The organism is Hyphomicrobium sp. 2TAF46, from assembly GCF_052114865.1.
Lineage (GTDB): Bacteria > Pseudomonadota > Alphaproteobacteria > Rhizobiales > Hyphomicrobiaceae > Hyphomicrobium_B.
Genome location: NZ_JBFRFO010000011.1, coordinates 66,739 through 90,529, shown reverse-complemented (window position 1 = coordinate 90,529; position 23,791 = coordinate 66,739). Strand labels below are relative to the sequence as shown.

General features: G+C 57.6%; 25 protein-coding genes, 1 tRNA gene and 1 pseudogene. 8 read left to right on the top strand and 19 right to left on the bottom strand.

Annotation, left to right across the window (positions count from 1 at the left end; translation table 11 throughout):
- Positions 1 to 40: 40 nt before the first annotated feature.
- From AB4Z24_RS20310 to AB4Z24_RS20275, 8 genes are all read right to left on the bottom strand, one after another.
- On the bottom strand, positions 41 to 3,454 hold the full coding sequence (locus AB4Z24_RS20310; protein WP_441711121.1) for a TonB-dependent receptor domain-containing protein: 3,414 nt from the start codon (positions 3,452 to 3,454) through the stop codon (positions 41 to 43).
- Positions 3,455 to 3,703: 249 nt separating this feature from the next.
- A complete protein-coding gene (locus tag AB4Z24_RS20305) occupies positions 3,704 to 4,645 on the bottom strand; it encodes a FecR family protein (protein WP_441711119.1) in 942 nt (313 codons plus the stop codon).
- A 134-nt stretch (positions 4,646 to 4,779) separates the two neighbouring features.
- Positions 4,780 to 5,298, bottom strand: a complete 519-nt coding sequence (locus AB4Z24_RS20300) for a sigma-70 family RNA polymerase sigma factor (RefSeq protein ID WP_441711117.1) — start codon at positions 5,296 to 5,298, stop codon at positions 4,780 to 4,782.
- 416 nt (positions 5,299 to 5,714) lie between these two features.
- A complete protein-coding gene (locus tag AB4Z24_RS20295; protein WP_441711115.1) occupies positions 5,715 to 6,527 on the bottom strand; it encodes a TonB family protein in 813 nt (270 codons plus the stop codon).
- A 372-nt stretch (positions 6,528 to 6,899) separates the two neighbouring features.
- On the bottom strand, positions 6,900 to 9,191 hold the full coding sequence (locus AB4Z24_RS20290; protein WP_441711114.1) for a TonB-dependent receptor domain-containing protein: 2,292 nt from the start codon (positions 9,189 to 9,191) through the stop codon (positions 6,900 to 6,902).
- 1,122 nt (positions 9,192 to 10,313) lie between these two features.
- A tRNA-Arg gene (locus tag AB4Z24_RS20285) sits at positions 10,314 to 10,390 on the bottom strand.
- A gap of 109 nt (positions 10,391 to 10,499) precedes the next feature.
- Complete coding sequence (locus AB4Z24_RS20280) at positions 10,500 to 11,288, bottom strand: glycosyltransferase family 2 protein (protein ID WP_441711112.1); 789 nt, start codon at positions 11,286 to 11,288, stop codon at positions 10,500 to 10,502.
- A gap of 192 nt (positions 11,289 to 11,480) precedes the next feature.
- Entirely contained in the window at positions 11,481 to 11,735 is a 255-nt protein-coding gene (locus tag AB4Z24_RS20275) for a GlsB/YeaQ/YmgE family stress response membrane protein (RefSeq protein WP_441711110.1), read from the bottom strand.
- A gap of 575 nt (positions 11,736 to 12,310) precedes the next feature.
- On the opposite strand from AB4Z24_RS20275, the gene AB4Z24_RS20270 reads away from it, so the two are divergent.
- From AB4Z24_RS20270 to AB4Z24_RS20250, 5 genes and pseudogenes are all read left to right on the top strand, one after another.
- Complete coding sequence (locus tag AB4Z24_RS20270) at positions 12,311 to 12,826, top strand: hypothetical protein (protein ID WP_441711108.1); 516 nt, start codon at positions 12,311 to 12,313, stop codon at positions 12,824 to 12,826.
- A 34-nt stretch (positions 12,827 to 12,860) separates the two neighbouring features.
- Positions 12,861 to 13,436, top strand: a complete 576-nt coding sequence (gene idi / locus AB4Z24_RS20265; RefSeq protein WP_441711107.1) for an isopentenyl-diphosphate Delta-isomerase — start codon at positions 12,861 to 12,863, stop codon at positions 13,434 to 13,436.
- A 238-nt stretch (positions 13,437 to 13,674) separates the two neighbouring features.
- Positions 13,675 to 15,027, top strand: coding sequence for an ammonium transporter (locus AB4Z24_RS20260; protein ID WP_441711105.1), 1,353 nt, complete (start codon positions 13,675 to 13,677; stop codon positions 15,025 to 15,027).
- 210 nt (positions 15,028 to 15,237) lie between these two features.
- Positions 15,238 to 15,894: pseudogene (locus AB4Z24_RS20255) on the top strand (UdgX family uracil-DNA binding protein); the annotation flags it as partial.
- An 81-nt stretch (positions 15,895 to 15,975) separates the two neighbouring features.
- Complete coding sequence (locus AB4Z24_RS20250; protein WP_441711103.1) at positions 15,976 to 16,344, top strand: response regulator; 369 nt, start codon at positions 15,976 to 15,978, stop codon at positions 16,342 to 16,344.
- Between the two features lie 48 nt (positions 16,345 to 16,392).
- Here AB4Z24_RS20250 and AB4Z24_RS20245 read toward each other — a convergent pair whose 3' ends face one another.
- Complete coding sequence (locus AB4Z24_RS20245; protein ID WP_441711101.1) at positions 16,393 to 16,758, bottom strand: hypothetical protein; 366 nt, start codon at positions 16,756 to 16,758, stop codon at positions 16,393 to 16,395.
- 113 nt (positions 16,759 to 16,871) lie between these two features.
- Positions 16,872 to 17,069: a CsbD family protein gene (locus AB4Z24_RS20240; protein ID WP_441711100.1), complete on the bottom strand. Its 198-nt coding sequence runs from the start codon at positions 17,067 to 17,069 to the stop codon at positions 16,872 to 16,874.
- A 175-nt stretch (positions 17,070 to 17,244) separates the two neighbouring features.
- Here AB4Z24_RS20240 and AB4Z24_RS20235 point away from each other — a divergent pair, with 175 nt between their 5' ends.
- Both AB4Z24_RS20235 and AB4Z24_RS20230 read left to right on the top strand, forming a co-directional pair.
- Positions 17,245 to 17,499 (top strand): hypothetical protein, encoded by a 255-nt coding sequence (locus AB4Z24_RS20235; protein WP_441711098.1) that lies wholly within the window; start codon positions 17,245 to 17,247, stop codon positions 17,497 to 17,499.
- A 402-nt stretch (positions 17,500 to 17,901) separates the two neighbouring features.
- Positions 17,902 to 18,330: a hypothetical protein gene (locus AB4Z24_RS20230; RefSeq protein WP_441711096.1), complete on the top strand. Its 429-nt coding sequence runs from the start codon at positions 17,902 to 17,904 to the stop codon at positions 18,328 to 18,330.
- Between the two features lie 445 nt (positions 18,331 to 18,775).
- Here AB4Z24_RS20230 and AB4Z24_RS20225 read toward each other — a convergent pair whose 3' ends face one another.
- The 4 genes from AB4Z24_RS20225 to AB4Z24_RS20210 all read right to left on the bottom strand — a co-directional run bounded on the left by AB4Z24_RS20225 (position 18,776) and on the right by AB4Z24_RS20210 (position 21,132).
- Positions 18,776 to 19,321, bottom strand: coding sequence for an HD domain-containing protein (locus AB4Z24_RS20225; protein ID WP_441711094.1), 546 nt, complete (start codon positions 19,319 to 19,321; stop codon positions 18,776 to 18,778).
- A gap of 238 nt (positions 19,322 to 19,559) precedes the next feature.
- On the bottom strand, positions 19,560 to 20,513 hold the full coding sequence (locus AB4Z24_RS20220) for a patatin-like phospholipase family protein (protein WP_441711093.1): 954 nt from the start codon (positions 20,511 to 20,513) through the stop codon (positions 19,560 to 19,562).
- A 140-nt stretch (positions 20,514 to 20,653) separates the two neighbouring features.
- Positions 20,654 to 20,860: a hypothetical protein gene (locus AB4Z24_RS20215; protein ID WP_441711091.1), complete on the bottom strand. Its 207-nt coding sequence runs from the start codon at positions 20,858 to 20,860 to the stop codon at positions 20,654 to 20,656.
- 77 nt (positions 20,861 to 20,937) lie between these two features.
- Entirely contained in the window at positions 20,938 to 21,132 is a 195-nt protein-coding gene (locus AB4Z24_RS20210) for a hypothetical protein (RefSeq protein ID WP_441711089.1), read from the bottom strand.
- A gap of 326 nt (positions 21,133 to 21,458) precedes the next feature.
- On the opposite strand from AB4Z24_RS20210, the gene AB4Z24_RS20205 reads away from it, so the two are divergent.
- Positions 21,459 to 21,650 (top strand): hypothetical protein, encoded by a 192-nt coding sequence (locus AB4Z24_RS20205; protein WP_441711087.1) that lies wholly within the window; start codon positions 21,459 to 21,461, stop codon positions 21,648 to 21,650.
- Positions 21,651 to 21,667: 17 nt separating this feature from the next.
- On the opposite strand, the gene AB4Z24_RS20200 is transcribed toward AB4Z24_RS20205, so the two are convergent.
- The 5 genes from AB4Z24_RS20200 to AB4Z24_RS20180 all read right to left on the bottom strand — a co-directional run bounded on the left by AB4Z24_RS20200 (position 21,668) and on the right by AB4Z24_RS20180 (position 23,657).
- Positions 21,668 to 21,910 carry a hypothetical protein gene (locus AB4Z24_RS20200; protein ID WP_441711085.1) on the bottom strand — a complete coding sequence of 81 codons (243 nt, stop codon included), beginning with the start codon at positions 21,908 to 21,910 and terminating at the stop codon, positions 21,668 to 21,670.
- A gap of 73 nt (positions 21,911 to 21,983) precedes the next feature.
- On the bottom strand, positions 21,984 to 22,328 hold the full coding sequence (locus AB4Z24_RS20195; protein ID WP_441711083.1) for a cupin domain-containing protein: 345 nt from the start codon (positions 22,326 to 22,328) through the stop codon (positions 21,984 to 21,986).
- 13 nt (positions 22,329 to 22,341) lie between these two features.
- On the bottom strand, positions 22,342 to 22,701 hold the full coding sequence (locus AB4Z24_RS20190; RefSeq protein WP_441711082.1) for a PRC-barrel domain-containing protein: 360 nt from the start codon (positions 22,699 to 22,701) through the stop codon (positions 22,342 to 22,344).
- Positions 22,702 to 22,819: 118 nt separating this feature from the next.
- Complete coding sequence (locus AB4Z24_RS20185; RefSeq protein WP_441711080.1) at positions 22,820 to 23,170, bottom strand: low affinity iron permease family protein; 351 nt, start codon at positions 23,168 to 23,170, stop codon at positions 22,820 to 22,822.
- Positions 23,171 to 23,414: 244 nt separating this feature from the next.
- Positions 23,415 to 23,657, bottom strand: a complete 243-nt coding sequence (locus AB4Z24_RS20180; protein ID WP_441711078.1) for a PsiF family protein — start codon at positions 23,655 to 23,657, stop codon at positions 23,415 to 23,417.
- Positions 23,658 to 23,791: the final 134 nt, after the last annotated feature.

Below are 23,791 nucleotides of genomic sequence, written 5' to 3'. Positions count from 1 at the left end.
TGAAGCGGGGTGACCAAGAGAACCAGCCCCGCTTCCAACATCAGAACCGATAGTTCACGCCCAACCTGAGCATGGGGATATCCACGTCGCTGTGCACCTTGCGGCCATTGGTAACCTCGGACGTAACCGGATAGCCGTTGCCATTGGAGATCATCACGCCAGCCTTGGCTTCCGGAAAGCTGAATGTAGCGTCATCGAAGTGAGCGAGCAGATATTCGCCAGTCAGCGACCAGGAATTATTAAGTGCAATTTCCGCACCGCCGCCGATCGCATAGCCGACCCGTGTCGCAGAGGCGCTTTCAGTAAATGATGGGACCGTTGTGGTGACAGGAGCAAACGGGCCCGCCCAGGCTTTCGCACCGACGTATTGGGTTCGCTCCTCGTTTTGCTGCATCAACGCTAAGCCGCCGGTGACATAAAGCAAAAGGCGATTGTTGAAGGCGTAGCCGAGCCGGCCGCGCAGAGTTGACAGCCATTCGATCTCGCTCTTTTGCACGGACTCGAATTGGCGGTATCTGTTCAGGTTCGTGTTGTTGGGGGTGGTCGATCCTTCGGTTGCGTAAGTAATTTGCGAACCCGCAATCTGCGACTTCGCGATATCGCCGGCAAAGCCGGCAACAATGTTCTTCCCGATCTGGAAATTATATCCGGCTTGAACGCCAAACGAGAGCGCACTCAAGTCCAGATTCGGCGATTCCAGCGCAGGGTAGCCGCCGCTCGTTCCATCCAGAGCTGTCGTCGTTCCCTTTAATTCGGCGAAATTATAAGCTGAATTCACACCGATATAGGACCCGCCCCATTCGGGGGTACCGGCGCTCGGGCTAAGCAAGTTTGCAAGAGATGCGAAGGAAACGGGGTCGCTTCCTCCGAGCTTGCTGGTCACCCCAACACGAATTGTGCGTCCGGGACTCGGCAGTTGAACGAGACTCAACGGATCGACGTAATACTGATCGGTTAAATTCTCGATCGATGCCGATACGGTAATGTCGTCGCTCAGCTTATGCTCGGCGAATACGTCGAACATCCAATAGGGCTGCCACATGATCGGAGCGATGATGGCTGCCGCCCCGTACTGCACTGGGCCATGGCCTATGGAACGCGGCCCGATATAGCTAACGCGGCCACCGACCGTGAGCTTATCGTCAAGCAGTTTTTGCGAGAGGGTGAGATTTGCCGAATACTGCGGTGGAACTTGGTTGGTCGCGTAGTCGCCCGATATGGTCGAGCCGCTGCACGTGGCTGCGGTCGGGCAGAATTCAACATTCAAATAGTAGTTCGCCGCTAGGTCCGCAGCGAAGCCGTTGTTTTCATACCGGCCAGAAAACTCCAGGCCTTCGAATTTTGCGCGATCGATATTGGCGATCGTCAGCGCCGTGTAGGGATAGGTCGGGTCTACGAACTTCCGGCTCATACGCGCGACATAATTGTCCACGTCCCAGTTGAAGTAGCCGAACTTCAACATGGCTTTGTCTTGCGGATTGAACAAACTGTCCTTGGTGACGTTGACGCCAAGTTCCCAGTTGTTCGATCGCTCCGGACGCAGAGCGGGGTTGGGGATCAGGGTGTAAGCTGCCACCGTTTCAAAAAGGGTTGGCATGCGTAAAGCGCTCGAATAGTTTGCGTATAGTTGCGCGCCCTTGACCGGCTCCACGACGATTCCAGCCGATGGGCTGTACCCTCCACCCTCTCGAAATGGTTTCGGATTCGCTTGGCTCGTGAGGATGCCAGTGTCCTCGGCCCAATAGCGAGAGTAACGAAGACCGGCGTTCAGCGTTAGCCAATCGACCGGCTTGTAGGCAGCCTTGCCGAAGGCGCCAACTTCGTCCCTCTTTCCTTCTCGTGACGGAATGCCGAGGTTCAGTTTATCGGTGAACGCAAGCGGATTGGTCGATTCGTTGATGTACGACAGACCATAGGTAAACTGTAGCAAACCCAATCGATCGACTGAGAGGTTCGACTTGTTGCTGACATCGCCTCCCCACATTTGGCTGTCGTTACCGGGCAGATAGTTGAAGGGAAGTCCATAATCCTCCGGCCGTGTGTTGACGATGCTGGCGCGCGGCGGGGTCCGCATCGTCAAATTGGTCAACCAAAAATTGGTCTTAAGATCGACCAAATCGTTATCATGAGGGTTCCAGCGGTGACGCAGTGTGAAGGCATCAACCTCGGTGCTGTTTGTTTGGGCCTGCTCCTTTGCTTGGCTGAATTCGCTCGAAAAGAGTGACGCGAGAACGTCACCCGCCGAGCTGCGAAAGCCGGTGTAACCAAGCTGCAGAGACTGGTCATCGTCGGGACGGATCGTTGCTTTGGCGAGCCACGATTCCGTCTGCAGTTGCGTATTGAGCACCTGCTCGCCGGCGCGATAGCTCGTAAGGCCGCCATTTTCATAGACGTGCGCATACGAAATCGGATTCGGCGGGTAATAGCATAACCCGCTCGGATAACAGAGCGGCTGGGGGCCGGTATCGATGACCTTCGCGCCCGGACCATTTCTTCCGGCAAAGTAATTTCCTTGCTTGCGGAAGGCATACCCTCCGAGCAGATCAAATTTCTCCTCCTTGATCGCGGCGACGGCACTGAATGAGCCGCTGGTCGGATCGAGGAGTCCTGGCCGATCGAGACCAGATGCCGAGGCGGTCGGTACCGGATAGGGCTGAGGATCGCTAACGTATGGCCTCGGCCACGTATATCCGCCGAGATCTCCAGGCCGCGGCGTGGCCGTATTGGTGCCGAAGCCGCTCTTGACCCATCCACCCCACTTTTCGCCTGGCTTCACGACATCGTCGGCACTGAGTGTACGCATCGCCACCGTGCCAGCAATGCCACGCGAAGCAACATCAGATCCCTTGGTGATATCAACACCGGCCAGAAAATCGGGATCGACAAAAGTTCGATTGGAGATGCCCTGATACCCTTGGTAGACATTCAGTCCATTCTCGGCGCCATCGACAGTCGTCGCCACACGTCCCATACCCTGCATGCCGCGGATATTGGGATCGATCGAGCCTCCGCCGTTGCGGGCTTCACCTGACATGACGCCCGGCGTGCCGCGGAAAATATCGGCCGGGCTGCTGCCACGGAAACGCTCGATGTTTTCGCCTGAAATATGCGACGTCGGCGCGGGGGTCTCGTAAGGCGTGTAAACAGTGCCACCCTCGGCGCTCCCCCCAGACACGTCGATCGTATCAAGTGCGACCGCGCCGTCGATTGTCGCGCCGGAATTGTTGCTCGTCGGATTGTTGATCGTCGCGGTCTTGGCGCCGGTGAAGCTGTAAGTCAGGCCTGTGCCGTTGAGCAGACGGCTCAACGCATCTTCAGGTGAGAGCTGTCCGCTGAGCGCTGGCGCAGATTTGCCAGCCGCCAGCGCGGCTGGATAAGCGAGTTGGACGCCCGACTGCCGCGCAAATGCCGTCAGCGCCGATGTCAACGGCTGCGCCGGTATGTTGAAGTTCACCGCGCTCGCCTGCGCGGAGCTTGGTTGCTGCGCGCGAACTTCGGATACTCCGGATAAAATCGCTACAGCCGTCGACGCGAATAAAAATCCCCGCAGTAAGCTGTACGCCCCGTATGCTCTCAACATAGATCCCTTGTCCCCCATGTCCTGACGAGGGATCGCAGCCAGCGGGCTCAACTCCCTCACAGGCTTAGACGGGTTCTTTACAAAAAACCTCAACAATGTGGTGAAAAAATTTTAGAGGATTCTCTAAGTGATTGAAATTACTGTGACAAAAGAGGAAAGGCGCCGAACATTGATCGGCAGGCCGGCCGCTAAAGCATCAATTGAGGCGTCCGGCGTCCGGAGGCTCAGAACAGCGTTGACCTTCAGTCGTTCCGCGCCTGCATCCTGAAAGACGATCCAACCTCTGTGGTACGCACGAAGCGCTGCAACGACGTCTCCGAGTTCCAAGTCCTCGGCGATCAGCGTTCCCGTCTTCCATGCGATCGCAGTCTGCCGATCCTGTTGCGTAGCAGGGCCGATGAGACCGGTGTCGGAGATAATGACTTTGCGATCCTCCGACAGGATCGTGCCGACAACGTTCCCTTGCGACTGCACACGAACGGAATGCTCGATTGCCGAAACGCTGACACGTCCCCACGCGAGACTGCAGTCGACGTCGAAGGCAGTTCCGAGTGCGGTGACTTTCGTACCGCGCACTATGACCTCAAAGGGAAGCCGGGCGTTTGGGGCTACCTCGAAGTAAGCCTGTCCTTCGACCAGCACGACCCTCCGAAGAGAAGGCGAATAGTCAATCTTGATTGCCGACATGGCATTGAGCGAGACACGCGTGCCATCGTTGAGATCGACAGTGCTGAGCTCGCCAACACCGGTCACATGATCCGCAAACAGTGGGCGGAAGGCTCCGCTTGCCCATAGTGCCCCGGCTCCACTCAGTCCGGCACCCGCTATCCCACCCAGGATCGCGCGGCGGGATAAGCCAACTCTCGCCCGCCTCCCAGGGCGAACGGTGCCGGTTTCCGGATCCCAGTGCAGATTTGAAGCGTCGCCCCAAAGCGCCTCGGCCTCGACACCCGCAGCTTCGTGTTCCGCGCTTTGCGAGCGCCAGGCTTCAAATTCCGCCCAGTCGCGTTTTTTCGCTTTCCCTGAGTTGAGACGAACGATCCATTCCAGAGCCTCGTTCGACAATTCCCTCGACGGGTAGCTGGTTTTAGGGCCGTCCTGTATCACTGGGCGAACGCTCGATCGTTATTCATAGATAATCCTCCCGTCCCCTATAGACGGGTTAGCGGTCCGAAATCCTCAACGGCGTGAATGGATTTCTAGCGGGAGTCGTCGTCGCGCATCAGATCACGGCAGTGCATAAGGGCCCGCATAACGTGCTTCTCGACCATACTGACGGAGATGCCGAGGGATCTCGCGATCTCGCTGTGAGTTCTGCCCTCGATCTTGTTCATCACGAACACCGCCTGACAAGCGGATGGCAGTTCGTTCAGAACAACAGCCAACCGAGCGATGCGTTGGCGACGATAAAAAGCGGAGGTCGGATCTTCGGTCAGCGCGAGCGATGATAGATCATCGGCGTCCACACGGTATGACCATTCTACGGCCCGTTTGGCCGTGAAATCGACTGCGGCGTTGCGGGTGGCCGTAAAGAGATACGTTTTAGGATGCTCTATCGACGCGGCCTGGGCAGATCGCGCGGCAAGCCGCACGTAGGTATCCTGCACGATCTCCTCACCGCTATCCCTGTCGCCGACAAGCCGGGAGGCGTATCGGACGACCTCCCTATGATAACGATGGAAAAGATCTCCAAGCCAGCGATGCAAATGATCGGCCATCGGATCGAATGCCTTGTACGCTGCAAAATGGTGACGCCACTCCCGATGACTCCGTAGCTCAGTCGAAAAAAGTCCGCAATCACAATGATCTAGACTTGCTCTAAACAGTCGCCACCCATTTTCCAGCTTAGGCCGCTCGAGACACGGTGCCGTAGCATCCGAGTGGTTTTCAACCGCCTGCGAGGACGGTCAAGCAAGCCGATCGAGAAAGGCCGATGTAAGGAGGCGCCTCGCGCCTTTGCCACGAAGCACCGTCATGAGCCTGACTGGACTATCCAATGGGCCAAGTGTCGCAAAAAATCCGTTCGCGACCCACGTGGTCCAACGCATCGATCTACAAATCGACGCTTTGTCCTTCAGTCAAAACACGAGCGTATCCAACGAGCATTCCCGCGACCCAATCGTCCGTCACTAGCTCAACGAAAATAAAACGGTATCACGAAAGCAAGCTGCTTTTGCGCCATGTCGGAGGGTGGTTTCTCAAAGGGCGCGGAGCGCCGTACCGCTGCGAGCGCGGCATCGTCCAAAGCCCCGTTTCCTGAAGAACCTGCAAGACGCACGTAACTCAGTTCTCCCATTGCGCTAATCCCGAACGACACACGTACCGTTCCGTGGAGGCCGTTGCCCGAAGGTTTGTTACGTTCCACTTGCGCGCGGATGCTGGCGGCGTAGGTCAAAGCGTTCCCGCTGCTTGCAGAAACACGGCCATTGACGGCCGATTGCGCAGCACTTGATCGCGACGTTGCGCTCCCCGCTGCTTGCGCATGTGATTCCGCTTGCTCGATCCTTTTCTCTTTCTCGAGTTCCTTTTCGCGTTTCGCTTTTTCGGGTTCATCCTCCTTTGTCTCGACGTTGTCGGGCATCTCGACAACGGGCTTTTCCGCGATTTGATCAGCCTTGATCTCGTTCGCTGCGTCAGCTTCGCCGCCACCGCGAACCACGGGCAGCGGATCGTCGGTCGGGGCGAGCGCCGCCGGATTTACATCTGCGACTTTGACTGGCTTCGGAGGCGGCTGATCAGAGACGGGGATGTCTTTGATCTCTGCAAGTTCCTGCGGCATCGATTCGGCTGATTGAACCCCGCCCGCTTGCGAGGAGGCAGCCGACGCGGCGACAGCCTGCGTATCGGTGGAAATCGATTCCAGCACCACGGTTTGGATCATCGCAAGACTGATCGCATCGCTCTTTTCTGCGACCGTACCGAATTGCTCACCGAACTCTCGCGGCATTGCTGCCTCTATCGCAGCCACGTGGAGCGCTGAGGAACATAAGATCGCGCCGACGAGAAGTTTTCGGGATCCTGGCTTCCCTTTGCCTCCATCCGCAGTAGCCGATGTCTCCGCGGCATCGCCAAATTTCGGCGACGCTAATCTCCTTTCTCGACTGCCAGAAAACGACACGACATTGATATTCGCGGCACTCTCATCGAATGCTTGAGATTTGGATCCTGGCGAGCGGGTCTTGCTCGACGTAGAACCACGGCGTTCGATGAGCATCGGTTGCTCTCGTCTTCGTTCAAAGCAAATCGCAGTATCGGCATGAGCGGTGGCGCGCTTTTGCTCGCCGCCGCCGATTTTCTCCAAGCTGCATTGGTTCCGCGATTAGAATTGCGCCCTTGTTGTCAAGAGGAACGTGCGACCTCGGCCCGTCTCAGTCGGGGCGTTGCCCGTCGGTTGCCCGGTCAGTGCCGGCGTGTAAGCAACGTCGGTCAAATTACTAACCGTCAGCGCGACGTCGACATCGCTGGTGAGTCTGTAATCAGAGAAGAGATCGTACGTCGTGTAGCCATCGTAAAAGGCCGGCGCGCCGGTTAGCGTGTTGATGTCGCCGGCTTGGCTCTTTGAAGTGTAATAAGCCCGCGCGCCTACCGTGAGACGCTTGTCGAAGAAGCGCAAACCGCCAGTAACGGTCGCGACATCGCCCGGGAGATAGCTGTGCAGACCGAGGCCGTCCAGCTGTGACGGCAGCGTCGTGTGATTGTGGCTATAGCTCAAGCCCGCGAAAGCGTAGCCCACATCGTATGTGCCCTGCAGCTCGACGCCTTCCACCTTCGAGGTGCCGGGATTGTTCACATAGAAGAAGAGCAGGAATGCCGGGTCGACGGTGGAAGCGGTGATGTAATTATCTACATCCATTGTGTAGTAATCGCCCTTGAAGCGGAATGAGTCACCGGGCTGGAAAAGACCATCGATCTTGGAGTTGAGGCCGAACTCCCAACCCGTTTGCGTTTCGGGCTGAAGAAACGGATTGGGAGCAAACTGAATGGGGTCGGCGCCAGGATGAACGCCAGCGAGCAATGTCTGGGAAATGGTTGGAGCGCTGAATGAATTCGACCACGTCACGTAAGGCTGGAACCACTCGACCGGTTTAGCCGCCAATGTCAGCTTGGGACTAAATCCGCCGTCCGACTTATCGACCTTATAGGGACCCGTCGTGAGAAACGGCGGCAGCACGGGCGTGTAACAAGGTCCGGGACCGGCGGGTATGCAATCGACGAAAACGTCGCCGCTGCCTTTGAGATTGTAGTCGTCGTAGCGCAGACCGACGATAAAATCGAAGATGCTCTTAGAGAACGTCGTCTGAGAAAAAACCCCACGGATCGTTGAATCGCCCGAAGGGTTTACGCCGCCTGCGTTCGCAGGGGCGAGTTTGTTGAACGCATCGACGTCGTCGTGAAAGTATTCGTATCCGTAGTTCGACTTGACGTGGATGCCGCCTAAGTCGAACAGCGACGTGTTGGAGACGTCGAAGCCTAAGCCTAGGTCCTCTATCCGACGTCCCGCCTGGTTAAAGGCCGACGTGTCAAGGCCATCGGCGGCGCGCAAGTACGCCATGTTCAGATCGCTGCCGGAGAAGTCGGCGCGAAAGTTGATCAGATCGTTTCCAGGATTATACGTGTAGCTGGCTGTGTAAATCTTTGAATCGATGTTCTGGTCGTAGCCATTGGCAGTGAAATCGTTGTTGTAAAGAACGGTGCCGAACGACACCCGCTGAGCAGGATCGATCTGAATGTGAACCTTCGCCAATCCGGAAATCAGATCCTGATCGGTAAATGGCACGCGCTGGCCCAGACCGTTGTCGTAGTCATCGATATTGTGCTTGCTGATGGCGCCCGCGACGCTGATGGCGCCGCTGCGGATAGCGCCCGCGCCCATCTCGGAAAATCCGACTCCGTTGCTACCCCATGACAGACTGGTGAGCGCGCCGTAATTCCTTCCGGGCTTTAGGATGTCGTCGACATCGAGCGTATGCAGATCGGCGGCTCCCGCGAGCGCACCAGCGCCACCAACTCCAGAAACCGCGCCGCGCTCAACGTTGATGCTCGCAAGAAGCAGCGGATCGACATAGACGAAGCCGGATGCATCGTGGCCGGTGAAGCGGAAATTCTGCCGAACGCCATCGATCGACATATTCACGCGGCCTTCGCCTTCGAAGCCTCTGATATTGATGGCGACGCCGGGATTGTTTGGATCGTTGGCCGTTGAAACGCCAGGCATCGCGCGCAGCACGTCCTGCACATTCGTCTGCCCGAACGTCTGGATCTCGCTTTGCCCGGCGACGCTGACGCCTGCCGGCGTGTCGTAGGGAGCATCGATTTTCGCAGCTTGGTTGCCGCCGTCCGTCGCCGGAGGAGGTGCCGGTTGCGGAGCAGGCTCTGCCGTTTGAATTGGCTTGGGCTTCGGCTTACTTTTAGCCGCGCTGCTTTTCTTAGCCGGCGCTCCCTGCACGTTGATGCCAGGCAGCTGCGTTTCCTGTGCGGAGGCGGCTTGCACAAATGCGAGCGAGGCTAGCGAAACCGTCAGCGCCAGAGTGACGTTGCCGGATGAGTTAGGCGATGCAAACGATCTGTCTGCAACTCTAACATTACGAACATCAACGATACGCGCAGCCATTCCACGATCCCCCCAATGCTCCCCAAATTTAGACGGGGAGGCTGGCTGGCTGGATGCGGTTAAGCACGTGGCTGGCTGGCCCCGCCTTCGCGGAAATCTCCAACGGAGACGGACGCGAAGGCCCCGATGTGTGATCAGGCCCGTGCACGCTAAAAAAGTTTACGTTACGAGTAAACAATCACGTGGTATACCTTTTTGTAAGCTTCGGCGTCGATCAGCACACGAAGTGTCGTGGTACGGATGTTCGGAGAGAGAAAAAAGTTTAAATCGCTTCTGTGCAGGCCGAGGGCATGTCGCAACAGCGGAGCGGATCTACGACATTCGCCATGGATCAGGAGGCGTTCACCTCTCAGCCGACATGATGAGTCTGTCGATTGAGGAAATATGGTCGGACATTGATGATGTCCGCCCGATCATGAGTTTGCAGGAGCCAAAGCGATTCAGGTGATGAGCTCGGACAATCCTCGATGAATGCGAGGCTGCCATTTACCTCTCATTATCTCCGAGCTTCTTCCGCAAACTCCAGACTAAAGCCATGCCGCGTCCGCGTGTTGTCGGCAGTCGGAGAATATGGGACGTCGAGGAACTCGATACAGCATTCAAAGCTCTGCCGCGGGAGCGAGGCGACTCTGAACCAGTGTTCGTCTCGGAAGAAAGGCAAGATAGCTGGGCCGACTTCAAATGACGAACGTGAAGCTCAAATATTTGGATCGATTTATCGATCGGCATAGCAAGGTCCGCTATTATTTCCGCCGGTCCAGCGGACGTCGGATTCCCCTTCCCGGTGAACTCGCCTCGGTCGAGTTCCTCGCTGCATACCAGAATGCCTTAATGACGGTTCGGTGAAGGTTGGCGTCGCTGGGCGCGGCGGCTTGGGAACATTCGATCAACTTGTAAGGGACTATTTCGCCAGCCCAGACTTCCTGGGCTTGGGCCTGGAAACCCAAGCGCAATACCGCGGCATGATTGAGCGCTTTCTGGAGAGCGACAAGGTCGGACATCGCCAAGTTCGGGAAATGACTCGGCAGCACGTACAAAAGATCATCGCCCGTTGCGCAACCACTCCCAGGGATGGGAAATGATGCCAAAATTTCCAATGTTTCCAAAGCCGATGTAGGCGAATGGCGATCCCGGCAGGATTCGAACCTGCGACCCTCTGCTTAGAAGGCAGATGCTCTATCCAACTGAGCTACGGGATCCTGGGCGCAGTCTATACGCGGAAATGGCTGGCGTATGAAAGACCCCTCTTCAACGCAGGCACGGGCGTGAGATGACCGTGCCGCGCCTGAATTGGGGGCTCTGCGCCTGTCAGGCGGCGAAATTTTCCGGACCGACCTTCGCATTAGCCGACCGCCACATGCGGTAGATCTTCAAAAATCGAAAGCGGGCCTGGATCGACGCGTACCTCAAGCCAGTGAGGCCTCCGGTCCAGTGGCGCCTGACGATATAATATTTGAAAAAGTTCACGGGCAATTCGATGGGCAGACGAGCCGCCAATGTGATCTTGGAACTCAAATCGGCATTTTTAGCCAGAAGCCACATCCGCTCGTCGAGCTTGCGCTTCATTTCCGCAAAAGAGCGCATCGAGTAGTGAAATACCGGCGCCCGGAAAGCGCCGACCGGATATCCATCCGTCACGACTGCGTCATGAACGTTCGAGTCTCTGAATCTGGTAAATCGCCGGTTGTATAGCCGCACATACCAATTATCCCGTGCCATTGGCCGCGGTGTTGCAGCACCCGGATAGATCATCTCGAACGGCATGCCGTAAGCAACGAACTTGGGGTCGCCGTCCGCGAACGTAGCGATGATTTCACGCGCCAACTCGGGGGTCACGACTTCGTCTGCGTCGATGTTGAAGACCCAGTCGTTTCGGCATTGGTCCTCGCCGAAGCGTTTTTGGGGGCCGAAGCCAAGCCAAGGCTGCGTAATGACCCGGCATCCTTCGGAGAGCGCAACACTCACCGTATCGTCGCAACTTTCGGAATCGATCACGACAACTTCGCGCACCCAGGGACGAACGGATCGAATGGTGCGGGCTATACGGTCGCCTTCGTTCTTAGAAATGATGAAACAAGAAACTGGAACCTCAGGCATTCGCGCCGACCGTCATAACGCCACATTATGCTCAAGCCGTTAGCAGGTTTGGAGAAGTAAGCAACGTTTCGAGCTCAAGTTTTCGATGGGCAAATTGCAGCGGCTGCAGAGGGCATGCCTAGGCGCGCGCAAAAAACGGGCCGCCAACGTCGCCGTCGACAGCCCGTCCGGAATGACGTCAGATCCGCGTCGCTACGCTCGTCGAACGAGGCGCGCGACAAACAGCAGTATTATCGCTCCAATGGCCGCGGCAATGACTTCGCCGACGATACCGCCACCCAGGTGAACACCGAGGAAGGGGAACAACCAACCGGCGATAAACGCTCCGATAATACCGACGATGATATCTCCGACCAAGCCGAAGCCACCACCACTCATTATTAGCCCGGCCAACCAACCGGCAACGGCGCCGATTATCAGCCAGACAATCAATGCTTGGGGATCCATTTTGTATTTCTCCCTGTCAGCACGCTCACGAATCGTGAAACGCCTGTCATCATCCGCGTCAAATCGTCTGCTGGCAAGTTGCTCCTCGTTTTCTCGCGTTTAGCGAACTCGGTTCGTCCTGAATGTTTTGACGAGCCGCGGAAATGTATTGTTTTTGCAAGCGATTTGAAAATGCCGCCGGCCTAAACCGAGGGCCGTGCGTGCTCCGGCCGTCCGGCGAAGCGGCGGCAACTCGTTTGGCAAATTATCTGGATGCCTGACTTTTCTTTGCGAGCCACGAGCCCAGTTCTGCAAAATCAGCCGCCCCGGAGAATGCTTGTCGGCGCCGTCAGCCATGGAGACCCAACGCCACGGGGCGCAGATCGCCCCGCCGTGTCGCGCGCAATGCCTCAAATATCGGCATCGGCATGCCTGCCGGCCCACGGCTTGGGCAACTTTCGAACGAGCATCCCTCCGCCGCTTCCAGGTTCCGGAAATTGCTTCAAGACCGTCAGAGGGTTAATTGCCTTTCGGGTCACTGGCACATAACTTGAGTCAATCAACAACAATCAAGCTCAACATGCAGAGTGCGCGCCGTGAGCCAGGACGACATGCATGGCTACACGGTGGCCTACGAACGGGAAGAGATTCAGTTTCCCGTTTATGTCGTCTGCTTGATCGGCGCCTGTCTCGCGACGATCGGCATTGCGATCGACAATATCATTCTGATCGCGCTGTCGCTGATGGCATTGGGATTTGCCTACTACAATTATCCTTTGCTCGAGACCGGCAAGCCGCGCGTCGGCTGCGGGCAATATGGCATCTTCGCCGAGGGTCTCGGGATCGTCGCTTGGAGGTCGATCAAGGAGATCGAGCTGAAGGCCATCGATATCCGCGGCTCGACAAGCAATGAGTTGCGCATCACTCTCGAAGATCCGCTGGAGAGGGCTTTGCTCGTCGATTGGCGCCGGCGGCCATTCTACAGGTTCCTCATGCGGCTTCCCTGGAGCTTCTCCAAGAGCGTCATCCGCATTCCGCTCGACGTTTTCGACCGGCCTGCCGACGAGATCATTCGGAGCTTCACGCGCATGATGAGCTTCTACAAACGTTGAGCACAGGGGGTTATCCGGCGGCGACCGAGGCGCTATGCTGCACGTGGGTGAAACCGTACAGCCGGAAGACCGGGAAAGCGCGAAACAGATGTTGCGGGAAGAAGTCGTCCTCGTCGACCATGAGGACAAAGAGATAGGCGTTGCCGAAAAGCTCGAGGCTCACCAGCAGGGTGTTCTTCACCGCGCTTTTTCCGTGATGGTTTGGGACAGCAGGGACCGGCTGCTTCTGCAAAGGCGGCAGGTCGGCAAATATCACTCGGGCGGCCTTTGGACGAATTCCTGCTGCGGGCATCCCCGGCCCGGCGAGACGCCTCTTGCAGCCGCGGCGCGCCGGCTCAACGAAGAAATGCGTGTCATCTGCGCGTTGACGGAGATCGGCACCTTCACCTACCGCGCGGAGCTCGACGCGGGGTTGACCGAGCACGAGTTCGTGCATGTTTTCCGTGGCCGCTACGATGGAGTGATCGCGCCCGATCCCGTCGAGTGCGACGGCTATAGCTGGACGAGCCCGGATGTCATTCGAAAGCAGATTGCGGCGGTACCTCAGTGCTTTAGTGCCTGGTTCAAGAAGTACGTGGAAGCCGGGTGGCCAATCGCGCCTCCAGGCTGAGATATCGTCAGTGGTGATATTATCCGCCAACTGAGTTTGCCTCACGAATGATCAAAGTGCCCAGTCCTTGATCTAACCCCATCAAGTCATTGGTACATTCGTCCCCACAAACAGGGATTTTGTGTCGTCTGGCACATTCCTTGCGATCACTCTCCGTGCCTGATGAGAAAGCAGCAAAAACCCGCACAAGCTGTGGTCGGACGGCATGGAACGATCGGGACCAACATTGGGGGACTCAATGACTTCAAGACTTCGACCCTCGCTTGCAGCCACGGCTCTCAGCGTCGTGACGCTACTTGCGACATCAGCAATTGCATTTGCCCAAGAGGCCGCCCCTGCCGCAGCACCGGCGGCACCTCCAGCATCGACCTTGAGCGCCGGCGACACCGCATGGATGCTGACGTCTTCCGTGCTGGTGCTCATGATGCTCGTCCCCGGTCTGGGGCTTTTCTACGCCGGCATGGTGCGGAAGAAAAACGCACTCGCCATTCTCATGCAGTGCGTCTTCGGGGCCGGCCTTCTCTCCATCATCTGGTGTGTCGTCGGATATTCGATCGCCTTTACCGAAGGTAGCCCGTTCTTCGGTGGCCTTTCGAAGGTGATGCTGGCTGGCATTGCGGTGGATACCCCAGCGCCTGCCGCTTCCGGCATCCCTGAGTTCCTGTTCGTCATGTTCCAGATGACGTTCTTCATCATCACGCCGATCATCGCTCTTGGCGGGCCGGCCGATCGCATGAAGTTCTCGGCGTCGATGCTCTTCGTATCGCTCTGGGCGATCTTCGCCTACGCACCGATCGCGCACATGGTGTGGGGCCCTGGCGGCTATCTCGGCGGCGCGGGCGTTCTCGACTTCGCGGGCGGCACCGTCGTTCACATCAACTCGGCAATCGCAGGTCTCGTCGCCGCCATCGTCATCGGCAAGCGCAAGGGCTACGGCAGCGAGCAGATGGCACCTCACAATCTGGTTCTGACCATGGTCGGCGGCTCTCTGCTGTGGTGCGGCTGGTTCGGCTTCAACGTGGGCTCTGCGCTGTCGGCGGGTGCAAGCACGGGCATTCTCATGATCAACACACACCTGGCCACGGCGGGCGCCGTCGTCTCGTGGTCGCTCGTCGAGTGGATCCTCAAAGGCAAGCCGAGCTTGCTCGGGGCCATTTCCGGCGCCATTGCAGGTCTCGTCGCCATCACACCGGCGTGCGGCTTCGTCGGAGTCAATGGCGCTTTGATCATCGGTCTTGCAGCGGGCGTCGTTTGCTACTGGGGTGTCACCGGCCTGAAGCACACTCTTGGCTATGACGACGCACTCGATGTCTTCGGCGTCCATGGCGTCGGCGGCATCCTCGGCGCCGTGCTGACTGGCGTCTTCGCCATTCAGTCTGTCGGCGGCGCAGGCAAATCCGGCTGGATCGAAGGCAACCTAAACCAGGTCTGGCTACAGATCGAAGGCATCGGCTTGACCATCGTCTGGTCGGCTGTCGTCAGCCTCGTGGCCCTGCTCCTCATCAAGTTCACGATCGGATTGCGGGTCAACGAAACCGAAGAAGCCGAAGGTCTCGACCTCGTTCTCCACGGAGAAACCTTCCACAATTAATGGGCCTCAATTAATGGGCACGACTGAGGTTGGCAGTGCTCCCTGACTTGCCTCAGACGCGGGCGTCGGAACCCCAAGTTCCGGCGCCCATCTCGGATAGCGCGATTACGATCACGCCTATTTGGACTTCAGTAACTTACTCCGAGGCATCGCTGCGGAACCAAAAGTTGTGACTGCGCGTCGGTCAATGGACCGAATTTTGAACATACGCGCGATGACAGCATGCCGAAGAACTCAACGCGGGCTTCCGCCCCATCGATCGGATCGGACGATCTTTTTCAAGGCGAAGAGCCTCACAGTCTCGCCGGGCTGAACGAGATCATCGCGGCCTCCAAGCCCATGGTTCACGGTGGGAAAAAAGCCGTGCTCGGCGAGGGCCCGATCGGCGCCAAGCTGGCCTTTGTCGGCGAGCAGCCGGGCGATCAGGAAGATCTTCAGGGCCGCCCATTCGTCGGACCAGCCGGGCAACTGTTGGACAAGGCGTTGGCCGAAGCCGGTATTCACCGGGAAGACACATACGTCACAAACGCCGTCAAACATTTCAAATATGAAGAGCGCGGCAAGCGGCGCATCCACGAGAAGCCGACGATGGGCGAGATCAAGCACTATCGATGGTGGCTTCTCAAGGAACTCGGCTTCGTTCACCCGCGTCTCGTGGTGGCGCTCGGCGCGACGGCAGCGGCGGCTCTTGCGGGCGAACCCGTCGCCATCGGAAAATCACGCGGCGAATATCAGTTCGGGGACATTCCGGGCTTCGTCACCGTCCACCCCTCGACGATGCTGCGCATGCCGGACCAGGGCGAACGCGAACATGCCTTCGCTGATTTCGTCAGAGATTTGAAGAACGCTCGAAAATTAGTTCACTGACGTTCGCGTCCGTCAACGACGACCGCAATCGCAGTTCGGCGAACCGCGCGCAGACTCTGGCGCGAGAAACGAGAAGGTGCCGTGCCTATTGCGAAAGTTCTTATCGTAGAAGACGAATTGCTCATCCGAATGGGCCTTGCTGCCGATTTCGAAGAAGGCGGATACGATACGGTGCAGACCAGCACCGCGTTTGACGCGCTGCACATTATCCGCACGATCCCGGGCATCAAGGTCGTTTTCACTGATATCAATATGCCGGGCGATATGGATGGGCTGACGCTCGCGCACTACATCCGTCAGCACTGGCCGCACATGGTGATCATAGTCAGCTCGGGAAAGCAGTTGCCAACGGTTGCGGCATTGCCTTCCGGTGCGCGCTTCCTGGCAAAGCCGGTAAGCCAAGCGACCATGGCGGTCTTGTGCAACGACATCAAAGAGCAGCTTTTGTAGGCCGCTTTCGAAAGCTCGCCGCGGAGCTTTCTCTTCGCTCGCGTTCCGTTACTGCCGCGCCGGATATTTGACCTTCGTCATCGCTTCGACTTCGTCGATCAGCGCTTCACCGAGGTCGAGGGCTTGATCGGCGGTGAGGCCATAGGCCGGTTCGTTCTCGAAACGCAGCATGACGACCGGTTCGTGGCGGCCGTGACCCACGGCGTAATTGTCGGGAATTTTCGTGAGATCGCCGAACGTGCCGTGCGACTGGAAATGATCGGCAAGGACCGACGACAGCGTTTCGGCGACGGCGGCGCTGATGGAAATCGTCTGGCGTTCGCCCGTCGCGTTGCAAAGCGAAATTTCCAACCGCTTGTTGGCACGGTCGAACTCGGAGCGCGTCAGCATCTCCGCAAAAAAAGTCTTGGACATGTCCTCTTTCCCAGCACCGGAATCCTACTGCTTCGTAGCGCATTCTAGCCGGTCGAGGCAAAAAGAAAGGCCCAATGACCGGGCCTTCCCTTATCGAAGTGCTGATAACTTTCTCAGAGCGAGCCGGTCCAGGTATCGACTTCCTTCTTGGCCTGATCCTTGGCGTAGCCATAGCGCTCCTGAAGGATGCCTTCGAGCCGCTCGCGGCTGCCATTCACCTTGGCGATCTCGTCATCGGTCAACTGACCCCACTTCTCCTTTACCTTACCCGAGAACTGCTTCCAGTTGCCTTCAACACGGTCCCAATTCATGGAAATCCTCCTCTGTTGCTTGGCTATGAACGTGCGTGCGGAAGCTCGGGTTCCAAAAAAGGCCACGCATTGCCGAGAACTTTCGCATAGGAAATTGAGAGGGACGCCAAACGGAACGAAGGCCGACGATGCAGGTAGTGCTGCCGTGTCGTTTCCTCGCAAACGAGGTTTGCTCATGAAAGCTTTAATTCTTACTGCGGCAGTCACGACGTTGCTTGGCGCTCCGGCAGTGCGGGCGCAAAGCGAAGCTGAGTATTATACGTATGAAGAGCAGGCCCGGCCCGCGGATGACGACGTCGACGAAATGGCGAACGCACCGGATGTTCCCGGCGTCGATGTCAGTAGCGAGGGCGCGAGTTCCGGCGAAAGCGGGCTCGGCGAAGACGATTATGACGTCGCGCCTCCAGGAGCCCCCGTGCCTGAGGAGTAAGACGAAAAAGCCCCGGTCCCCGCTCTCAAGCGGGTCCCGAGGCCTTCCATGACCCCACGTCTAGGAGCCATGCGCCAGCGTCTCTGCCGGCAACCAGATCGCTCTCGCAAGTACTCTTCCGCCAAGGCGGTGTTTGTGAAGACAGTACTCTCTAGAACTTCTGATCCCGCGTTCGAGAAACGCGGTATGTCTGCATTACTTCAAAGCCAGCGGATGGTTTCATCAAAGGCGGATGGTTTCGTGTTTCTCTTATTTTACCGTAGGCGGATGATTTTCCGGTAATTTTCAAGATCGTCCGGGAACCTACCTCGATCGTCGCGCGTCATAAGGTCATCCACTATTGGGCCGCACCGCCATGCAGCGGCAAGCGCCCGAAGCATTAAGAGACTGGGGAGCGATGTCATGGCGGCTGACGGAGGTCAATCAGGTCCTAAAGCTGTTGGATCCCGTCCCAGCTCACTGCTTCACTGGCTGAGCGATCGCGTCAATTTTCGTCTGTTCGTTCATACGCTTGCTGGAAGGCGGGCGCCAAACCGTGCAACATCAAACGATGAAAAAAATCCGACCGCGATCAAGGCCAGCGACTATCTCGAGATATGCCGTGAAAAGGCCCTGGACGCCTACACGATCGAAGAGGCGATCTACTGGCATAACGAAATCATCACCGAGCTTTCGATAGAACTTCATACCGTTCAGACCATGCGCTGGCCCGATACGGTGAAGGCCAGCATGACGATCGCTCTTGAGGACCGGCTCAATCAGCACGCAACTGCCGTGACCCGGTTGGCAGGCATTCTCGAAAGAAACGAGCAGCTTATCTGGCAGCCTTGAGTTCGCCGCCGCGAGTTCGCTAGCGCGTCTTTTTTGCGGCTGCCGGTGCGCTGGTGTTCCGCTCGCGCTTTTCGGCTTTCGCGAGTCGCTTTTCCAGGGCTTCCTGTTTTCGCTGACGGAAAACAATGCGCCGGCGGCGGTCGTCCGACATTGTTGGCATAATCTGCTCCTTTTTTTGACAGCCAGGCGCAACGCCCGAAGGGCGAGATTGCGCTGCGCCTTAGTAGCAGACCCAGAAGAACGCGCCATAGTCGTTCTCGCCGCGCGAGCGCGAACGGCACAAAAATGAAAGCACCCTGGCGGGGGGAAGCCAGGGTGCTTGGAGCCACGGCTGAAAGGAGCACACCGAGGAGTGCCGCCGCGGGTATGTAGGTTACGTTCTGGCCGTTGACGTGTTCCTGCGACATGAACGCGATTCGCGTGCGCGTTCGAGCGAAGAACGAAACTAAAGCGATGCGGATTCCGTTACGGTCGCCGCCCGCTGGAAGAGCGGCAATCGCAGCAAGCGGCCGTTTTCCACCTCCGCCATCTTCTTCAAGCAGAGACGCTTCTCGTCGAGGAAGGTCGGGCCGAATGCCGGATTATGCGACGCGATCGCCGTCCCGTTATCGATGATGTCCGCCAGCTTGATGAGCTTCGCGTCCCACGGTGCGCGCGACAGTCTCCACGCCGCCTGCACGGCGCGCGAGGTCCGGCTACCCTTTTCAGAATCCGTCAGCCAATAGACGAGCTCGGCAATCTGCTCGCCAAATCTCTGACTGATCTCCTCAATGGTCGTATCGCTCTTCTCGATCGTATCGTGGAGAAAGGCTGCAGCGAGCATATCGGGATTTTTATATCCATGTTCGCTGAGAACGGAGGCTACGGCGTCAAGATGCACCATATAAGGGCGACCGTCGTGCTTGCGCACTTGCCCGCTGTGCTTCGCGATCGCGAAGTCTCTCGCATCGTGTACCGTTGCGGACACCCGCATCTGGACCGTTAGCCTCACGTTTCGAGGTCCAAGGAATTTCTTTTAAATATGGACAATCAGTAGACGCACATCCGGCGGAAGCGGTTTCGAGCGGTGGCAATGTGCCATAGTATGGAGCCGCACTTGTCCGCGTGGGAACAATAGGGTGAATGGATCACCCATTCGTTGCAGTCGGGTGCTCAACTTGAAGCAGTTTTGCCACGCCTAAGCGGCCGCGCAGACACGCGACTGGCAAAACGCCTATTGCCAAGCACGGCTATCCGGCAAAAAGCCGCGTATTAACGAGCGCCGGAGGCGGCGATTTCAGGTATCGCTCGATCATCGGCAGATGCGGCTCGATGGCAGCCTTGCCGCTGGCGATCATTTCGTCCGCCCGATGAAAATCGAGGACGCCGATATCCGCGAGATCCGGCGTCACGAGAAGATCCGGCGGATCACCCATCAGTCGTGCTCTTGCGATGCGGTCATGAAAGATGCTGAACGAGTTCAGGATCACGGATGTAATGCCGGGGGCGCCGTCCTGGCGCTGGCCGAAAATCTGCCGGTGCAGCAGTTGAAGCGCACCACTGCCGTTCCATCGCGTGATCGGTGCATCCTCTACGACGATTTCACCAGGGATTTCCTCATCGTCGTCGCCGATGCAAATTCCGCCGCGGCCGAATTCACTCGTCAGATTGACGCCAACCACGACGCGCGCCCCAAGAGCGCGACAGACGGAAACAGGCACGGGATTGACGAGGCATCCGTCCACGAGCCAACGCCCACCGAGATGTACGGGTCGCACAATTCCGGGGATGGCAGATGATGCGCGGACTACCTCGGTGACGCATCCGCGCCGCAGCCAGACTTCATGGCCAGTTGCGAGATCGGTCGCAATCGCGGCGAAGCGTACTGGCAATTGTTCAACCGAGAACCCACGCAGATGGTCGTCGAAGCGATCGAACAGGCGCTGACCTGCAATCAGCCCGGATCCCGACACGCTCAAATCCAAAAAGCTGAAGACGCGCCGGCGTGTAAGCTCACGTGCAAAGCCCGCGAGATCGTCCAGGCGGCCGGACGCATAATGTCCGCCGACGATTGCTCCGATTGAGGTGCCAACGACGATCTCGGGTTCCAAGCCGGCTTCCGCCAAGCCCTGAAGAATCCCAATATGCGCCCAGCCCCGAGCAGCTCCTCCGCCCAAGGCTAGCGCGAATTTCTGTTTTGCCATTTCCCGGTACCTCTCGCCGCGACCCAATTTACGGCGATTTGACAACGCGTGAAAAGGCGATTTTGTTCGATGCCCAACTGGCCTAGTGCTTTCAAACGATCGAGCACAAGGTGGGCGTCGCCGTGCAATTGCCGAAGGTTTTACGCGGCAGCCTTGCGGTTGCGAAAATCAGAGGCGTACACCTCGTCGAGAACCTGGTGAAGCTGACGGCGCGCCTCCTTCAAGTGCCTCGTGCACTCGTCAGGATTGGCGATATCGAGCACGGCCGGCGCGACCTTCAGTTCTTTCTCGAGCTCGTAAACCGCTTTCAGAACCTCGTAGACCTGATTGACGGCCTTCTTGCGCATCGCGGTCGCCTCCGTTTGCTCATGTGCCGTGGTTAACCGGCATTAGCAATCCGGGTTCCAGCGAAGCGCCAGAATAATCAATCGAGGCGGCCGGAGACCTGAAGCTCGTGCAGGACCTGACGCAGGTGGAAACATTCGTCCTTGATCGTCTTGAGCGCCAGCTTGGCTTCGAACGATTTTCCTTCCGCGCGCGCCGCATCTAGGCGCGACGCTTCTTCGCGAATGAGATTGAGACCTTTGACGATACGGCCTGCGGCGTTTTCCGTGCCCATGACTCACACCCCGTTTTGTGCGTCTGGACTTTTTTTGCGCCAAATGCGGCAACGAGTTGGCGATACGCTTTCACTTGCCACCGCGGTCGCAAGGCAGTCTGACGCATCGGCGGCTCACGGCATTTCTTCACGGTCGCGATCGCTCGCCTCCGCCACGACAGCCGTGGCTTCGGCTGCTGTGAAAGGTATTTGGCAACTCCACAAACCAAGCGCAGTTGAGTGGCCCTTCGCTGACCTTTTCGGGAGACTAAACCACGCGGGAACGAGGATCGTACGCACACGTTAGGAAATCAGAAGGAGAGGAAATAGCAAGCGGAAGCAGGATAGTGACACGCGACATTGACGATTGGATGTTTCATTTTGAACGGCAGGCGGGACCGCGGCTCAAGGCGTTGTTCGAAGCAAATCTCGAAAGCCTGCCGCCGGCACTCGCCTCGCGCCTGCAGAAACTGCGGAATGTGGAAGATCCACAGGCCCATCATCCGAATACCGCAGATGAAAGACACCCAAAGCGGTAAATCTCCGCGATCAGTCGCTAGATGGCGAGATCGGCGTCACGCTCCGTCCAATAGAGATCGGCGAGACGGTCAAGAATAGCGTCGGGAAGCGGATTTTTCGCAAGGTCGGAATGCATGTAAGCGCCCGCCCGGATGAAAACCGGATTAGCGCGTTGCCGGATTTCGTCGCCACCCCGCAGACTTTGCTCTCCCAACAGAGCGTTCTGCCAGACGCGGGACATCGAAACAGACCAGATCCAGAGTGCCATCGCGGGGTGCATTTGACGTTCTCCAAGGAAACCCGGAATCAAACGCACCAGCCCGTTACCAGGTTTCGGCCAGCATCCGCGACAATCATTCTGCCTTCCCGGCTGGACGTTCGTCTCCGTCGCGCGTGTATGCCGGCGGCACGTAGAAATTCAGTGTTTTCATGCGATCTTCGCCGGTGTTGCGGACTTCATGCTTTTCGCCGTGGGCGATCAGAATGAGGGATCCCGGCCGAAGCGGATGGACGTGACCGTTAATGATCGCCTCTCCGCTGCCGCTCTCGACATAGAGCCACTGGTCTGCGCCCTTGTGAAAGTTGTCTTTGCCACCTTCGCTTTCTCCGGGTTCGATCACCATCGAGGCGGCCTGCGAGCGGGCATTGCCCGCGAGGACGTGAAACCCATTTCCGTATTTTACCGACGCGTGTTCCATTGCGTGCATCCGCTCAGCGCGGCTCGAGTTCCCAATATGTCGGCGCTCCGTAGGCCGCATGCAGACGCCCTTCCGTATCGCGATTTCGCAACGAGAGCGGATCTAGATCGGGTGACGCCTGAAGCTGCTCTTCCGTAATGCCCGTAACGTAGCCATTGAGTTCGGAATCCCAGCGCAGCGCCGTCCACGGAACGACGTACTGGGTTTTTCCGAGGCCGAGGAATCCGCCGAAGCTCAGCACGGCGTAGCGGACACGCCCGGTCATCGTATCGATGATCAGATCATCGACCGAGCCGATCTCCGCGTGCGCACCATCGTAGACGGCCGTGCCTGCGACCTGACTGGTTTCGAGGAATCTGTTTTCGGCCTGCATTTTTGATCCTTTTTTCCGAAGCCGGGATAAAAGACCAACGCGTGCTGCAAGACATTGTTCCGATTGGCGCCAAGCTTCGGTGGCTATGCTTTGTTCGGCGCTGCTTCGCAATATTGGCTCAGCGCTGCCGGCGCTTCGCGAATTCCTTTTGCAAGTTTTCAATCTCGTCCTCGGTTGCATGCTCGAGATCGATTAGGATATTGCGCGCACTTTGCGTGCTGCGAATGAGTTCATCGAGCTTCAATTGAATTGCTTTGCCGTCCTTATTCTGACTGTGCTGGATGAGGAAAACGGCGAGGAATGTCACCAATGTCGTGCCCGTGTTCACGACGAGTTGCCACGTATCGGAATAATGGAAATACGGTCCCGTCGCAGCCCACAGAAGAACCGATAGGGTCGCAACGACAAAAGCCGAGGCCGAGCCAATGACGATCGCGGACCGGCCCGCGAATTGGGAAAAGCCGTGCATGATCTGTTGGCGCCATCCAGGCCGAGCAGTTTGCGCGCGGCCAGCTGGCGATGGCTCAGTTGCTAGGGTCATCGATTGTAGAACCGGACGGGCTAAGCGCGCATCTCGCGCATGAGACAGGCGCGCCTAGCACTGATTATCGAACGTCGGCCATGAAACGTCGACGCGATAACGTTTGTTCCCACCGAGGGCAGTTGACCCTCGGCGTAATCACGACCGTTACTTCTCAATCAGGCCAGCACTCTCAAACGCCGGAAGCATCCTTGACGCATTTCTTGGTGAAGCTCGTTTGCGCGGCGCCATGGAGATTTTTTGCCTTCGCATCCGAGTCACATTTCGCCTGTGCATCCTTTTCGCATTTGGTCATGAAGCTCTTCAGCGCCGCGCCAGCAAGCTTCTTATCCTTTGCGGTTGCGCTGCATGTCGCGTCGGCGAAGGCCGCGCCGGACAAACAGACACTCATCAATACTGCAAGAACTAATCTCATTGTTTCCTCCATCGACTTCTCGAATCCATAAGGGGCGCATTCGCACTCGATTGGCCTACGGAATGAATACGTCAAATGTTATTTCGAGCGGCATCAATTCGAAGGCGCAAGCTTACCGAAAAGTAAAGTCGGGA

Excerpts from the sequence above, each read along its gene's own strand:
- AB4Z24_RS20300 (WP_441711117.1), bottom strand. The coding sequence starts at position 5,298 with ATGGCCGATCATTTGCATCGCTGGCTTGGAGATCTTTTCCATCGTTAT.
- AB4Z24_RS20295 (WP_441711115.1), bottom strand. The coding sequence starts at position 6,527 with ATGCCGCGAGAGTTCGGTGAGCAATTCGGTACGGTCGCAGAAAAGAGC.
- AB4Z24_RS20290 (WP_441711114.1), bottom strand. The coding sequence starts at position 9,191 with ATGGCTGCGCGTATCGTTGATGTTCGTAATGTTAGAGTTGCAGACAGA.
- AB4Z24_RS20280 (WP_441711112.1), bottom strand. The coding sequence starts at position 11,288 with ATGCCTGAGGTTCCAGTTTCTTGTTTCATCATTTCTAAGAACGAAGGC.
- AB4Z24_RS20275 (WP_441711110.1), bottom strand. The coding sequence starts at position 11,735 with ATGGATCCCCAAGCATTGATTGTCTGGCTGATAATCGGCGCCGTTGCC.
- idi (WP_441711107.1), top strand. The coding sequence starts at position 12,861 with ATGCTGCACGTGGGTGAAACCGTACAGCCGGAAGACCGGGAAAGCGCG.
- AB4Z24_RS20260 (WP_441711105.1), top strand. The coding sequence starts at position 13,675 with ATGACTTCAAGACTTCGACCCTCGCTTGCAGCCACGGCTCTCAGCGTC.
- AB4Z24_RS20245 (WP_441711101.1), bottom strand. The coding sequence starts at position 16,758 with ATGTCCAAGACTTTTTTTGCGGAGATGCTGACGCGCTCCGAGTTCGAC.
- AB4Z24_RS20240 (WP_441711100.1), bottom strand. The coding sequence starts at position 17,069 with ATGAATTGGGACCGTGTTGAAGGCAACTGGAAGCAGTTCTCGGGTAAG.
- AB4Z24_RS20235 (WP_441711098.1), top strand. The coding sequence starts at position 17,245 with ATGAAAGCTTTAATTCTTACTGCGGCAGTCACGACGTTGCTTGGCGCT.
- AB4Z24_RS20230 (WP_441711096.1), top strand. The coding sequence starts at position 17,902 with ATGGCGGCTGACGGAGGTCAATCAGGTCCTAAAGCTGTTGGATCCCGT.
- AB4Z24_RS20220 (WP_441711093.1), bottom strand. The coding sequence starts at position 20,513 with ATGGCAAAACAGAAATTCGCGCTAGCCTTGGGCGGAGGAGCTGCTCGG.
- AB4Z24_RS20215 (WP_441711091.1), bottom strand. The coding sequence starts at position 20,860 with ATGCGCAAGAAGGCCGTCAATCAGGTCTACGAGGTTCTGAAAGCGGTT.
- AB4Z24_RS20210 (WP_441711089.1), bottom strand. The coding sequence starts at position 21,132 with ATGGGCACGGAAAACGCCGCAGGCCGTATCGTCAAAGGTCTCAATCTC.
- AB4Z24_RS20200 (WP_441711085.1), bottom strand. The coding sequence starts at position 21,910 with ATGCACCCCGCGATGGCACTCTGGATCTGGTCTGTTTCGATGTCCCGC.
- AB4Z24_RS20195 (WP_441711083.1), bottom strand. The coding sequence starts at position 22,328 with ATGGAACACGCGTCGGTAAAATACGGAAATGGGTTTCACGTCCTCGCG.
- AB4Z24_RS20190 (WP_441711082.1), bottom strand. The coding sequence starts at position 22,701 with ATGCAGGCCGAAAACAGATTCCTCGAAACCAGTCAGGTCGCAGGCACG.
- AB4Z24_RS20185 (WP_441711080.1), bottom strand. The coding sequence starts at position 23,170 with ATGCACGGCTTTTCCCAATTCGCGGGCCGGTCCGCGATCGTCATTGGC.
- AB4Z24_RS20180 (WP_441711078.1), bottom strand. The coding sequence starts at position 23,657 with ATGAGATTAGTTCTTGCAGTATTGATGAGTGTCTGTTTGTCCGGCGCG.